General features: G+C 39.3%; 11 protein-coding genes and 1 pseudogene. 2 read left to right on the plus strand and 10 right to left on the minus strand.

What is annotated here, in order from left to right; genetic code table 11:
- Window positions 1-135: 135 nt before the first annotated feature.
- The 6 genes from J7I96_RS17400 to J7I96_RS17425 are packed head-to-tail and all read right to left on the minus strand — an operon-like array spanning window position 136 to window position 5,717.
- Complete coding sequence (locus tag J7I96_RS17400) at window positions 136-972, minus strand: SDR family oxidoreductase (protein WP_214772778.1); 837 nt, start codon at window positions 970-972, stop codon at window positions 136-138.
- Window positions 969-2,045 carry a mannonate dehydratase gene (gene uxuA / locus J7I96_RS17405; RefSeq protein ID WP_214772777.1) on the minus strand — a complete coding sequence of 359 codons (1,077 nt, stop codon included), beginning with the start codon at window positions 2,043-2,045 and terminating at the stop codon, window positions 969-971. Before uxuA ends, J7I96_RS17400 begins: the two co-directional genes overlap by 4 nt.
- Before the next feature lie 12 nt (window positions 2,046-2,057).
- Window positions 2,058-2,678 (minus strand): bifunctional 2-keto-4-hydroxyglutarate aldolase/2-keto-3-deoxy-6-phosphogluconate aldolase, encoded by a 621-nt coding sequence (locus J7I96_RS17410; protein WP_214772776.1) that lies wholly within the window; start codon window positions 2,676-2,678, stop codon window positions 2,058-2,060.
- Between the two features lie 15 nt (window positions 2,679-2,693).
- Window positions 2,694-3,713 carry a zinc-binding alcohol dehydrogenase family protein gene (locus tag J7I96_RS17415; RefSeq protein ID WP_214772775.1) on the minus strand — a complete coding sequence of 340 codons (1,020 nt, stop codon included), beginning with the start codon at window positions 3,711-3,713 and terminating at the stop codon, window positions 2,694-2,696.
- A gap of 8 nt (window positions 3,714-3,721) precedes the next feature.
- Complete coding sequence (allD, locus tag J7I96_RS17420) at window positions 3,722-4,732, minus strand: ureidoglycolate dehydrogenase (protein ID WP_214772774.1); 1,011 nt, start codon at window positions 4,730-4,732, stop codon at window positions 3,722-3,724.
- Between the two features lie 28 nt (window positions 4,733-4,760).
- Window positions 4,761-5,717: a sugar kinase gene (locus tag J7I96_RS17425; protein ID WP_214772773.1), complete on the minus strand. Its 957-nt coding sequence runs from the start codon at window positions 5,715-5,717 to the stop codon at window positions 4,761-4,763.
- A gap of 391 nt (window positions 5,718-6,108) precedes the next feature.
- Between J7I96_RS17425 and J7I96_RS17430 the strand changes: the two genes are divergently transcribed.
- Window positions 6,109-7,026, plus strand: coding sequence for a DMT family transporter (locus J7I96_RS17430; RefSeq protein WP_214772772.1), 918 nt, complete (start codon window positions 6,109-6,111; stop codon window positions 7,024-7,026).
- Window positions 7,027-7,901: 875 nt separating this feature from the next.
- Window positions 7,902-9,032, plus strand: coding sequence for a methyl-accepting chemotaxis protein (locus tag J7I96_RS17435; protein ID WP_483861579.1), 1,131 nt, complete (start codon window positions 7,902-7,904; stop codon window positions 9,030-9,032).
- Between the two features lie 76 nt (window positions 9,033-9,108).
- Here J7I96_RS17435 and J7I96_RS17440 read toward each other — a convergent pair whose 3' ends face one another.
- The 4 genes and pseudogenes from J7I96_RS17440 to J7I96_RS17455 all read right to left on the minus strand — a co-directional run bounded on the left by J7I96_RS17440 (window position 9,109) and on the right by J7I96_RS17455 (window position 13,243).
- Entirely contained in the window at window positions 9,109-10,068 is a 960-nt protein-coding gene (locus J7I96_RS17440; protein ID WP_214772770.1) for a DUF4822 domain-containing protein, read from the minus strand.
- Between the two features lie 83 nt (window positions 10,069-10,151).
- Window positions 10,152-10,852 (minus strand): annotated as a pseudogene (locus J7I96_RS17445) (ankyrin repeat domain-containing protein).
- A gap of 259 nt (window positions 10,853-11,111) precedes the next feature.
- Window positions 11,112-11,798 carry a response regulator transcription factor gene (locus J7I96_RS17450; RefSeq protein WP_034307161.1) on the minus strand — a complete coding sequence of 229 codons (687 nt, stop codon included), beginning with the start codon at window positions 11,796-11,798 and terminating at the stop codon, window positions 11,112-11,114.
- Window positions 11,795-13,243 carry a sensor histidine kinase gene (locus tag J7I96_RS17455; RefSeq protein WP_214772769.1) on the minus strand — a complete coding sequence of 483 codons (1,449 nt, stop codon included), beginning with the start codon at window positions 13,241-13,243 and terminating at the stop codon, window positions 11,795-11,797. The genes J7I96_RS17450 and J7I96_RS17455 overlap by 4 nt, the downstream gene beginning before the upstream one ends.
- Between the last annotated feature and the right edge of the window lie 425 nt (window positions 13,244-13,668).

The following is a 13,668-nucleotide window of genomic DNA, read 5'->3' on the forward strand; positions in this document are numbered from 1 at the left end:
CAGTATATAAGGAATATTCTATTATAATAAGTAAAGCTTTACAATCACCTTCCGATGCAGTAAAAAAGTCAATTTCCCATACCATGGAACTAATGTAATCACGTTAACTTGTTTGCTTTTTTATAGGAGCTGAATTCAGACACCGGAGTATGCCATGAAGCCCCCATCGACCGGTACCGTAATGCCTGTGACAAAGCCCGAATAGGATTCATCAACGAGCCAAAGCAACGTTCCAAGTAAATCTTCAGGCTGCCCAAAACGCTTCATGGGTGTTGAAGTAATGATTTTATCAGACCTTGCTGTTAGGCTGCCATCTTCATTAAGCAGAAGATCCCGATTTTGCTTCGTCAAAAAGAATCCTGGAGCAATCGCATTCACCCGTAAACCCGCTTCGGCAAAATGTACAGCCATCCACATGGTAAAATTATTTATCGAAGCTTTGGCAGCACTGTATGCTGGCACTTTAGTCATCGGAGCGTAGGCACTCATGGAAGATACATTTACGATAACTGGTGCTTCCACTTGCAATAACTCTTTTCCAAAAACCTGACTGGCCAAAAATGTACCGGTGAAATTACTGGCAAAAACCTGGGAGAAACCATTTTCATCTAAATCAAAAAAGGATTTCCCTTCCGCTTCTTCCCCATATTTCTCTGGAGCTGTAATGGCATCAGGATGATTGCCTCCCGCCCCATTTATTAATAGATCCACTCTTCCGAATGCTTCTATTATTTTTCCTCTTGCATTCTCCAATGAGGCTCTATCCAAAACGTCTGCTGCTATGGATAATGCAGTGCCCCCTGTTTGTTCAATGAGTTCGACCACTTCTTGCCCTTTTTCGGCCGTTCTGTTCAATATAGCTACCCTGACACCATGACGGGCCAATTCCACAGCCATTTTCGAACATAAAACACCGCTGCCTCCAGTAATGACTGCCACTCTGTTCGTTAAGTTTTCATGGATGGGGATCATGATACCGCACCTGATTTACCAGCTTCATATGCATCCCATAATCCGAGCAAATACATGATTCCCAATGCTCGGTCATATAAACCGTATCCAGGGCGGCAATCTTCCCCCCATATATGGCGGCCATGATCCGGTCTGACATAACCAGTATAATTCTGCTTACTCAATTCTTCCACGACGCCCTGTATATTGATGGATCCATCCTGGGTATGATGCGATGTTTCCACAAAGTCGCCATTTTCATAAATCTTCACATTTCTAATATGGGAGAAAGGCGAACGATTTGCATACTTTTTAGCCACTTGGACCATATCATTTTCTGGGTTTGCCCCCATCGATCCTGTACACATGGTAAATGCATTCGACGGTGAATCCGAAATCGAGATCAGTTTTTCATAGCTCGATTCTCCAGTGATGATTCTTGGCAAGCCAAAAATGGACCATGGCGGATCATCTGGATGAATAGCCATTTTAATGCCGCAAGCCTCGGCAACCGGTAATATTTCTTTTAGGAATATTTCAAGATTCGCCCATAACTGCTCTTCGTCGACAGTTTTGTAAGCTTCGAATAATTCAGAAATTCGATCCATCTTTTCTGGTTCCCAACCTGGTAAAGTTAAATCTGAAGCTTCCGTCACAGTACGAATCAAATCTTGCGGTTCTAACGTATCCACTTTCGCCTTTTCATAAAATAGGGCAGTTGAGCCATCTTCCAAAGGATGGAACATTTCCGTACGAGTCCAATCAAAGATCGGCATGAAGTTATAACAAATGACTTTCACTCCAGCGTCCGAGAGATTTCGTATCGTTTCTTTGTATTTCTCAATATATATCATGCGGTCTTCGTTACCCAATTTAATCGATTCATGGACATTTACACTTTCTACAACATCCGTATGAAAACCAAATGATTGGATATATTCGATTTCTTCTTTAATTTCTTCCTTTTCCCATACCTCACCAACAGGTTTTTGGTGTAGTGCCCATACAATCCCTTTCACACCAGGAATCTGTTTAATGTGCTCCAATGTAACGGTATCATTGTCTTTCCCATACCATCTAAATGTAATGTTCATCATGCACCTCTGTCATTCCGCAATCTTTTGCATATATTTTCCGCTTAATTCCACTGCTGCTTCATAGCCGCCATTTTGATAGGCTTTGTTCAAGTCACTGCCGATCCCGATTGCTACCGCACCTGCATTCAGCCAGTCCTTCATGTTATCCAGATTAATTCCGCCGGTTGGCATGATACTTACATTAGGCAATGGACCATTAACCGACTTGATGAAAGAAGGTTCAAAATGGTTTGCCGGAAATAACTTCAAAACATCACAACCTGCTTCCATTGCCGTAGCCATTTCTTTGATTGTCATGCAACCAGGCATATAGGGAATGCCGTATCGATTACAAAGTTCGGCTACACCATTGACAAAATAGGGACTGACGATAAAATTGGCACCAGCTAAAATCGCATGTCGAGCCGTTTCAGAATCAAGTACCGATCCTGCCCCTAAGAGTGCATCCTTATTCTGCAGTTCTTTGAAAGCCTCTTCAATTCCCGGTGTTGTATACGTCAATTCTATTGCCCGAACACCGCCTTCCACAGCTGCTTTGGACAGCTGTACCGCTTCCTTTGCATCCTGTCCCCGGATAACAGCTACAACTTTCGTTTCCTTTATTCGATGAATGATTGAATGCTTGTCCATAACTCCTGCCCCCCTTTAATTAAAAACGATGATCGCTTTTCGAACTTGTTCGGGATGATTTTCCACAAAATTAAATGCTTCCTGGATATCATCCAACGAAAATGTATGGGTAATTAAACCTTCTTGTCTGAGTTTTCCTTCATTCAAAAGTTTAACCACTTTTGGGAACTGATTGGTTTGCAACCTAGATCCTTTAACCGATACTTCCTTTTTAGTTATTGGCAGCTGGGAAACCGCTGAAGGACGCTCATCAAAACCGAGTACGACAATCCGGCCCGCCGTCGATACGACATCAAAGGACAATTCAAATGTCATCGGCAAACATACTGCATCAATGACGACATTGGCACCTTCTCCATTCGTCCATTCTTCCACTCGTTTTTGAACATCTTCTTTTCCCGCATGGACAGTGATATCGGCGCCGCTTTCTTTAGCGAATTCCAAACGCTCCTCACTTAAATCCGTGATCATCACTGATGCTCCTTGAAGCTTTGCCATCCTTAATATGCAAATTCCAATAGGCCCAGCTCCCTGGATAAGCACTGTTTCCCCTTCCTCCACTTCGCCTCTCCAAACTGCCTGTGCGCCGATTGTATATGGCTCAGCCAATACTATTTCTTCCCAGGCCAACGCGGAATCCACAACATGTAATTGTTTCTCGGGAACGACGAACCATTCTCTCATACCACCATCTTCATGTACGCCAAAAACGGACAGTTTTTCACAAACATTTTGGCGCCCTTTGCGGCAGGCGTAGCACTTCCCGCAGTAACTGATGGGCTCAATAACAACATGGTCCCCAACTTTTATGCCCTCGACGCCTTGTCCAATCTCCACAACTTCTCCCGCTACTTCATGCCCGACGACTCTTGGCAGCGTAGCAAGAGGATTCGTACCATGGTAAATATGCATATCCGATCCGCAAATCCCGACTCTTTTTACTTTTACAAGGACATCCGTCGAGTTTGAAATCCGTGGTTTTTCCACTTCTTGTATGATAAGTTCATGAGCTTTCCGTACTTGAACCGCTTTCATTTCTCCACCTACTTTGTAAGAAATTCATAAACACTTGATGCTATCGTAATACCTTGTTTCAGGTTTTTTTCTTCATTGATTTGTTCAATCTCACCCGGTACATATACGCGATCGAACCCTGGAGCAGGTTCAACCTGTTGCAGCTCTTCAATCATTTGATCCATTTGCTCTAAAAATATATCGGTATCTGTAAAGAATGAAGGATTAATTACACAAAAATAATGTCCCAGCTTCCGTTTCTTATCAAGATCGTCATACATTTTCCCAATGTGCGGGCCAAATGCCGCACCGGCCAATAATCCAGAAAACACATCTACAATTACGGATAGACCATAGCCTTTCGGGCCTCCGAAAGTGGAAAGGGAAACGACTTTATTCGGATCCGTGACCGCAGTTCCATTTTCATCGACACCCCATCCTTCAGGGATTTCCTTTCCTTCTTCGCGTGCCTGGAGAATTTTACCCCATGCAACATTGGATGTTGCCATATCAAGAATATAGGGTTTCTTCGTTCTGGCTGGAACTCCGTAAGCGATTGGGTTGGTACCAAGAAATGATGTTTTTCCCCCGAACGGGACCACAATTTTATCGGTATGTGACATCGCGATGCCAATCAACTTTGCATCTGCGGCTTTTTGAACGAAATAGCTTAGTGCTCCGCAATGGCTGCTATTAAAAACAGTCACCATGCCCACGCCATTTTCTCTCGCCATATCGATTGCATGGTCCATGGCCACGTCGCTGATCACATGCCCAAATCCATCATCTCCATCGATTACACCGGTAACGGGCCCTGTCTTTTGGAAGGAAATCTGTGCATCGGGATTTATTCCTCCTGCCTGTAAACGGTTCACATAATGCTCTGTTCGTAAAACACCATGGGAATTGACATTTCTGAGATCAGCATGAACCAATACTTTCGCAATTTTTCCGGCAGTTTCTTCATTCAAACCCACTTTGGTCAGCTGCTCTATGACTAATCGTTTTGCTTCCTCGGCTTGTATCGTTACTGTTGCCATTTTCTCCCTCCCATTTCTTTTCTGCCTACTATCTTTCTATTACAGTCTCATTCTGTATGAAAGGTATTACTTCATCCAAATATGGTAATCCTTCATTGTCCCCTGCAACAGTGGTGACAAGAGCTCCTACACCATTTGCGAATGCCAATCTTTCATCAATAGATAAACCATTAAGGTATCCGTAAATATAACCGGCATCATAACCATCTCCCGCACCAACTGTATCTACAGGTATTACAGGGAAAGCTTCTTTTTCATGCCATTCATTTTTGGTATAAAGTTTTGAACCATGTTTCCCGTCCTTAATAACAAGCTGATCAATATCATTCACCTTTGCGAATTCCGCCAATGATTCTTTAGAGTCCGTTCCGATGATTAATCCTATTTCATCTAAACCTGTAAGCAAAATATCAACATATGGAAAAATATCATAGTAAACTGATCTTGCTTCCTCGATGGACCATAGCTTTAAGCGGATATTTGGATCAAAAGAAACAGGTATGTTTTTTTGTTTTGAAATGTCCATTACCCTCTTGGCAATATCAACATTTTTAGGATCTATGGCCAAAAACACTCCAGTAAGGTGGACTATATCAATCTCTTCAAACATCTTTTCTGTTATATCTTCAGGTTTTAAAGTTAAAATGGGAGATTGATAGCGGTAATAAAATGTCTTTCCGGAACCATCTTCCCGGATCTCTTTAAAGTTAAGGGATGTTGGATATCCATTTACATAGGCCACATCACTCATGTCCACGCCTTCCCCACGAGCGAAATTATAGATAACTCTGCCGAACTCATCCTTGCCTAAACGGCTTATCCATTTTGACCGCAAGCCTAGCCTTGCACAGCCAATCGCAAAATTCAGTTCAGCGCCTCCGACTTTTCGCTCAAAACGGTTAACGAATCTTAAAGGTCCTGTCTCTTCCGGATTTAGCGTAATCATGGCGTCGCCCAGCGTTAAAACACCATATTTTGTTGACAATACAGTACCTCCTTCTTTCGAACATTCACAAATAAAAAGAAAACATTTGATCATATCACTTTAATTAAGCTTCATTGCTAAATCGATTTAGTTAATTACTAAACCGGTTTGGTAAATCATAAGGAAATTGTAAATGAAAACCCTACCAAAAACAATAGAAAAGTTTGATAATTTGTAATTTTATTTTTATTCGATATTATTTTTTATGATATTTCTGCTAAAGTTAAGATAAAAAATCATATAACGGAAAACGGATAAGAACTGTTTCATCGCTCTTTTTTAATGATTGGCAGCTTCAGATTTTTTTCAATCAAATTTTACTCTTTGCTATTAATTTGGTGAAAGTTGTATAATATATCAATTGTTAAATAAGTTTGAAAGGTTGTTTGGAATGAGTTTTTTGAAAATATACATCTTACTTACCGGAATAATGATCACGTGGGGGTTAAATGTCTCAGTTATTAAAATTTTAGTTGCGCATACGCAACCAGTAACGATCACTTCATTGAGAATTTTCACTGCTTCTCTTATCGTCATTATTATCCTTTTCTTCTTTGGACTAATACGCCTTCCTAAAAAAAGTGAACTTTTTTACGTTTTTGGAGGAGCACTTTTGAGTGTCGTTTTTCATCATTATTTTTTAGCTGAGGGATTGACAAAGACTTCCGCCTCGAATGCTGGATTGATTTTGGGCATGGGGCCAATATTGACTGTCATTTTGACCATGATTTTCTTTCGAAGAAAACCTACGTTAATCAAACTGCTGGGCTTTATTTGCGGTTCCCTGGGTGTAAGTTTTACCGTTATGGCAGGAAGCGGAGGACTTCATTCTATTAATCTGGGAGATGTGGATATTCTCCTTTCCATTCTTTCACAGGCACTGAGTTTCATACTAATTAATAAAGCCTCAAAAACAATGGATCCACGATTATTAACCGGCTACATGATGCTTATCGGATCTTTTATTCTTTTTGCCATCAGCTTATGGAAGGAACCAGAGGGCTTATCTTCACTGGCAACGGCACCGCCATCCATCTGGGGAGCTTTCTTTTTCTCCGCTATTTTTGCCACTGCCCTTGGGCACATGAGCTATAATTATGCCATCGGGAAGGTAGGCGCAGCCGAATCATCGATATTTCTTAACTTAAATACCTTATTCTCTTTGTTAGGGGCAGCATTTTTCCTTAATGAAGCCATAGTTCCTGCACATTTCATTGGACTTATATTCATTGTTTCAGGAGTATTGCTTGGCTCCGGAGCAATAGAAATATGGATTATTCAACGGAAAAATAAACGCATATCAGCCTAACGGCTACAGCAAACCCTAGATTTCGTGACTTTCTATATAAAAATACTAACGGATCCTACGACACTGCCATTCTTAAAAAAATGGCTTCGCAGTGTCATGGGGTCTTATTATTTCCCCCCTCTCCAATTCCTTCATACTCCTTTAGATTCTGCTTTAACATAAAAGTTTAAAAACTCCAACGAAGCTTTTAAAGTCTCATTAAATATATTCAATTATTACCGATATATAAAACATGGTTAATATATAACACGGGGAAGGAATAAACAAAGATGAATAAACTCAGTACGAAAATAGGTTTTGTTCTTTTAACAGGCATGGTCATCACATTAATTGGAAGTTTACTATTGATGTATAAGAGTACAAATGATACGGTTGAGAAAACAATCGCTATGAGCAGTCTGGACATTGCAAGCAACATCGCTCAAGGAATAAATCCAACATCTTATGCCGATTTTTTAAGTAATCAATCCGAAACCTCTACATATTGGGAGATACGCGAACAGTTATACGATTATAAACAAAAAACTGGAGCATTATATGTCTATACATTGGGGATTGACGAAAATAGCGAAAAAGTCCATATTCTTATAGACGGAATGGGGAAGGGAGATAAAAAAGCATCTCCCATTTTAACAACCACAACCGCAACTTCATTTCAGGATGTAGAAAGCGTCATGAAGGGCAAGGTTTCTACCACTTCCATCGTTCATGATCCTGAATATGGTGACTATTTATCCGTTTTCGTTCCCATAAAGAATGGAAACGAGGTCATTGGAATTCTAGGGGTGGATATCGATGCCAGCAAAGTCGATGCTACGGCCAGTACGGTTCTGGGTGGCACCCTTCCCCTTATGATAATAATCAATGTAATCTTAATGGCGATCGTAGTGGGTGCACTAATATGGTTCTTGACTAAAAAGTTAAGCCCGCTTCTCAAGGTCAGCTTGGCTGCAAAGGAAATCTCAAATGGAGATTTATTAACAGCCAATAAACTGATTAGCAACACAAGGGTTAAGGGAAACGACGAAATCAAGGTTTTAGTGGAATCCTTTGAGGAAATGATCACCAATACAACTATGATCGTCAATTCCATGAAAAGCTCATCATTCCAGTTATTGGAATCATCAAGTGATATCGAACACAAAATCAAGGAAATGGATACTTCCACACAATATATCGTCAATGGGATTCAGCAAGTTGCAGGAGCTGCGGAAGTACAATTGCACAGAAGTGAAGAATCATCGAGGGTCATCGAGGAAATGACCATAGGTATACAAAGAATTGCCGAAGCTTCTTCAGAAGTCAGCGAGCAGACAAATCATGTTTCAACTAGGATGTCCATTGGAAATCAAGATATAAATGAACTCTCAAATCAAATTCTGCAAGTAAAAGATGTGATGCTGCAAACGAGTTCAAGAATAAAGAATTTGGACGAACAAGCAAATGAGATCGTGAATATTGTACACGTAATTACAGGAATTGCCGAGCAAACAAACCTGCTATCACTAAATGCGGCAATTGAAGCTGCTAGAGCCGGTGAACAAGGTAAAGGTTTTGCGGTGGTATCGAACGAGGTACGGAAATTGGCAGTGGGCACGAAGGAATCTGCAATCCATATTCAAGAGTCCCTGCTTCATTTTAAATCCATCATAAATGAATCAGTGAAAATGATGGAAACTGGAACTAATGAGGTAGAGGAAGGGACAAAATTTGTGCTGAATACAAGAGAAACATTTAAACAGACTATAAAATCTTTTGAGCATGTTAGTGATCAGATTCAAGAAATATCAGCCATTACAGAGCAAATGGCAGCAAGTTCTCAGGAAATCAATGCTTCGATAGAAGATTTTGCAGGGTTGACAAGGGAAACGGCAGTGGCTTCAAAGCAAGTGGCACAATCAACCGATCAACAAGCGAAATCCATGGAGGACATTTCCTTCTCCACCTCCTCAATGGTTAAGCTCGCAAATGACCTTGAAACATCTGTTGAACGGTTTAACGTTTAAACATCTCTAACCACCATTCTATTACTATATAAAGAAAGGGATTTTGCTATTCATGCAAAATCCCTTTCTTACTATTTTACTTAGTAGATTTTAGTTTCAAATCACCTTCATAAGGTATATGTTCCACTGTTATCGTTATATCTTTTCCCTCTTTATCTTTACCGATTCGTTTATAAGTGAATTTATTTTCATTAAGCTCTGTAAGTTCAAGAACTGCGCCATATTTATTTTCCCCTAGTGAAACATGGGCTCTTATCTTATTGCCGTGAACAACATCGTAATAGCCGTAATCACCACGGCTTTCACCGGTTTTAGCATCAAAAAATTCATACTTATTTGTTTTATCATCATATTTTGCCAGACCTAAATAATTCGAGTTATAGCTTGATACATCATTTCCCTTTTCATCCAATGCCACTGTTCCTTGCCATGGGGTGCTTGATAAAATTTTCTCTCCATCAACATCTGTTTCTACGTCCCCTGTGTAAGTTTCCAAATTTTTGTCTGGATCTGTAAAGGAAAGTTCTGTTTCCGTATAAGGAATATGATCAACAAACACCTCTACGTCATTACCATTAGCATCTTTACCCATTCTTTTATAAGTAAACATATCCTTGTTCAGTTCTGTTATTTCAACAACGGCCTGGTAACCCATCGATTCTGAAATTAACACACGCATCTTCCCATTGGTAATAAAGAAAGTTCCCTTATCACCACGACTTTCTTTTGTATTTTTATCAAAAAATTCATATCTGGATGTTTCATCGTCATATTTTGCGAGACCAATAAAGTTAGCATTCTCCTTTGTTAAGTCATTATTATTCTTATCATAAACTTTTGTACCTTGCCAATTCGTGCCACTAAGAATTTTAGTCAATTCCTGGCCTGCTGTTAACTTATTTTCTTGTTTACTATCTTTGGCATTTTGTTCCTGCTTCTGTGCATTATGACTGTCTTGTGCATTTGTGTTACATCCTGTTAGGGCCAATGTTAATCCAAGTAGTATAGATGATGAAATTTTTGCTTTTTTGTTCATTTTTTCGTCTCCTCATATCTTATTGTGATTTTAATTAACTAGCGGTGCAATTGACATTACAAAATGAAAGTATCGCAATCTGGTTATTTTGCTCCTGCTATTAATAAAATTTGTTCATTCTCTTTAAATCCTTTTTCGCGGGCATGTTGTAAAGGGGTCACATTATTATTATCAGGAATGTTGACACCTGCACCATGATCTATTAACAATTGCACTGTTCGCTGCTGTTTTCCATCACCATCTTCAAAATGATAGCTTCTAGCAAAGCTGTCCAACCGAGATCTTTTACATGATTCACATCAATATCAGTTTTAGTTAGAAGTTCTTTACTAACCTCTACATATCCATGTTCCGAAGCAGGGATTAAAGCCGTTCCTCCATAACGGTTGGTTATGGACGGGTCGGCATTTGCTTCAATCGCAAGTTTAAGTATATCTAGATACCCTTCAGCACCGGCATACAAGAAGGGGCTATTTTTCATTTCATCCTGAATGTTGACGTCTGCACCCGCTTCAATAAGGATATTTGCAGACTCTGCATCGTTGTTATAAGTCGCAATCATAGTGGCGGTTCGCCCTGCCGAGTCCTGTGTATTAATATCTGCACCTTCATCAATCAAACTCCTTATTCTTTCCGTTTCTTTTCGTTCTACTGCTTGAATCAGTAATTCATTCATTCCCTTTCCTGACTCCTTTTGCTGATTATTTGGCTCCCTTTCGCTATCTAAGGCACACCCTTGAAGGATGAATAGGCACCCGATGACAATCATTAGCCGTCCTTGCATGAAACACACCATCCTTTCATCTGCCTAGAGGTGATCTTGATGCAAAATGATTTGTGCTATAAATGTGTTTGAGGTTGCATGAGTATTTTTCTCCCTTTTATTTTTTAGTTCTTTTCTCAATCCGTCTCCATAATATTAGTGCTTAATCTTAAACTCCCTCTAAACAATTTCTTAAAAAATGATTAACTTATTCATAAAGTTTCTTAAGGTTTTATAAAAAAATCCCGTCACCTTCGTGACGGGTCATAAAATATACTATTTAAACATTAAAGCGATACCCCGCCCCCCAAACGGTTTCCAAAAATTTAGGATGTGCAGGATTTCTTTCAATTTTTTCACGTAGTTTCCTGATATGGACAGTGACAGTCGAAACATCCGCAGCCGATTCCAATCCCCAAATATTTTCATAGAGCTGCTCTTTACTTAATACTTGATTAGGATGCATGACAAAAAACACTAAAGTATCGAATTCCTTTGTTGTAAACGGGACCACCTCCCCGTTTATGTGAACCCTGCGTGCTGACTTATCTATTGAAATTCCATGAACATAGATTGAATTAGATTTGGGGTGACTTCCAGATAAACGTTCATAACGCGCTAAGTGCGCTTTCACTCTTGCAACTAGTTCACTTGGACTAAAGGGCTTTGTAATATAATCATCCGCTCCTAGTCCAAGCCCCCGAATTTTATCAATATCTTCCTTTTTCGCAGATACAAGCAAAATCGGGATATTTTTGACAGCACGTATTTGTTTGCATATCTCAAAGCCATTTAACCCCGGAAGCATGATGTCCAAAATGATTAAATGATAATTTCCTTGAAGGGCCTGTTGGAGACCTGCATCACCAGTGTGTTGAATATCGACACTAAAATCACTGATCTCCAAATAGTCCCTTTGCAATTCAGCAATACTGACTTCGTCTTCAATAAGTAATATCTTTTTCACATTTCCTCACCTTTCTTTATGGAAAAGAAAACACTTGTACCTTTTCCTATCTCACTGGTAGCCCAGATATCTCCTCCATGCTCGTCGATAATTTTTTTGGCGATCGCAAGTCCTAAACCACTTCCGCCTGTCAGGGAATTCCTGGATTGCTCAGCCCGATAAAAGCGGTTAAAAATATAAGGCAAAGCGGAAGATTCTATTCCATAACCATTATCTGTTACTTGCACAACTACATCATATAGTCCTTCATGCAGAGAAATGGAAATGTGTTTTTCATCTTTATTCATATACTTTACACAATTGCTGATCAGGTTGGCCAATACGCGTTTCAGTTTCTCTCTATCCGCTGACACGTATATCGGTTTATACAGCTGTTGAAGTTCAACTTGGATTCCTTGTTGAAATAAATCCAGTTGAAGCTCTTCTACGTAGTCTTTCAAATATTTATCCATTCTGACCGTCTCATAAGTGAATAGTTCCTTTTTTAAATCCAACTTTGAAAATAAAAACAATTCATCTATCAATGAATCCATATCCCTTGCTTTCAGGTATACCGTCGATAAATACTTATCCATTTTCTGCGGGGTGTTTGCTACCCCGTCTTTTATCCCCTCAACATATCCCATAATCGAAGTGATCGGTGTCTTCAAATCGTGTGAAATATTGGAAAGTAGTTCTTTGCGATTTTCCTCATACTGAAGCTGAAGGTTTACGGACTCCTTTAACTTTTTTCTCATTTCCTCAAATTCCCTATTCAATTGTCCGATTTCATCATTCGAAGTCGCTTTGATTTCAAAGTTTAAATCTCCTGATTTTATCCGCTCCGCTCCCTCTTTAAGTATTGAAATTGGTTTGATGATGCTTCTTGAAACTAAATAATTTAATAGTCCAATAATCATTACAAACAGTAATAACAATAGGGCGAATAAAATGGGAAATGACTCCCGAGTCAGCTCGGCATAGGAACTTGCCTTTCTCATGACAAAAATGCTTCCTTCACTTTTATCCGAAAAATAAAAATCAAACTTCACATAAGTGAAAAAAGAGTCTTTCATTTTGATTGTGTCCCGTGTATTGATGTTCGTTTCTTCGAACATGGGAAGTGATTGAACCAAGCCTAGCTTATCAAGTGCGGGGGACGCAAACTCAATGTTATTATCTTTTCTAACGACAATCTTAATATCTCCATGTTCAAGACTCTTCAGCTGTTCTTCGTTTAGAAGCTGTTCAGGGTTATTTTTTGCCAAAAGCTTTAAATCGAGAAACACACTTTCTTCCACTGCAGTCAAAGGTTTTTGGAGATAAGAGTTTTTATATAAATGCTCTATCGATTTTACATCACCTGTTATTGCAAAAATAAGTAAAAATCCAGCTGTTAAAAATAAAGTGATGGAAATAAGAATTACGCCAACATAGGACAACAGAAACCTCATTTTAATTGACAAATATTTTTCACCCCGTATCGATCTCTCGTTTTCTCCTTTATAGAAGAGTTCACCGTTTATCTGCTGTTCCTGCATTTCCATGATAATTTTTCTTAGAACTAAAAAAACATATCACACAAATCTTAAAATTTTCTAAAATACATGGAAAAAATCCTATTCTATTTTTGATCGATATTTTTTTATTTGAAAAACTGAATTCTAGCATCCGCTCCCTTTCCGCCGACTATCTGCCAAGCTTCCTCGGCGCAAGCATCGCGGTGTCCCGGCCAAGCTTGTTTTTTGTTAAAATATTTTTACCTTTTATAAAAATGATATTATTTATATATTATCCAAAGATTATATATAACTGCACTTCAGTATTTATCATTAAAGATACGAAATTAATTAGGCTATACCTTTATCAAGCTCACGGAAAAGACCATGAA

Origin of the sequence: Bacillus sp. ISL-78, from assembly GCF_018613455.1 — a bacterium.
GTDB classification, from domain to species: Bacteria; Bacillota; Bacilli; order Bacillales; family DSM-1321; genus Peribacillus; species Peribacillus frigoritolerans.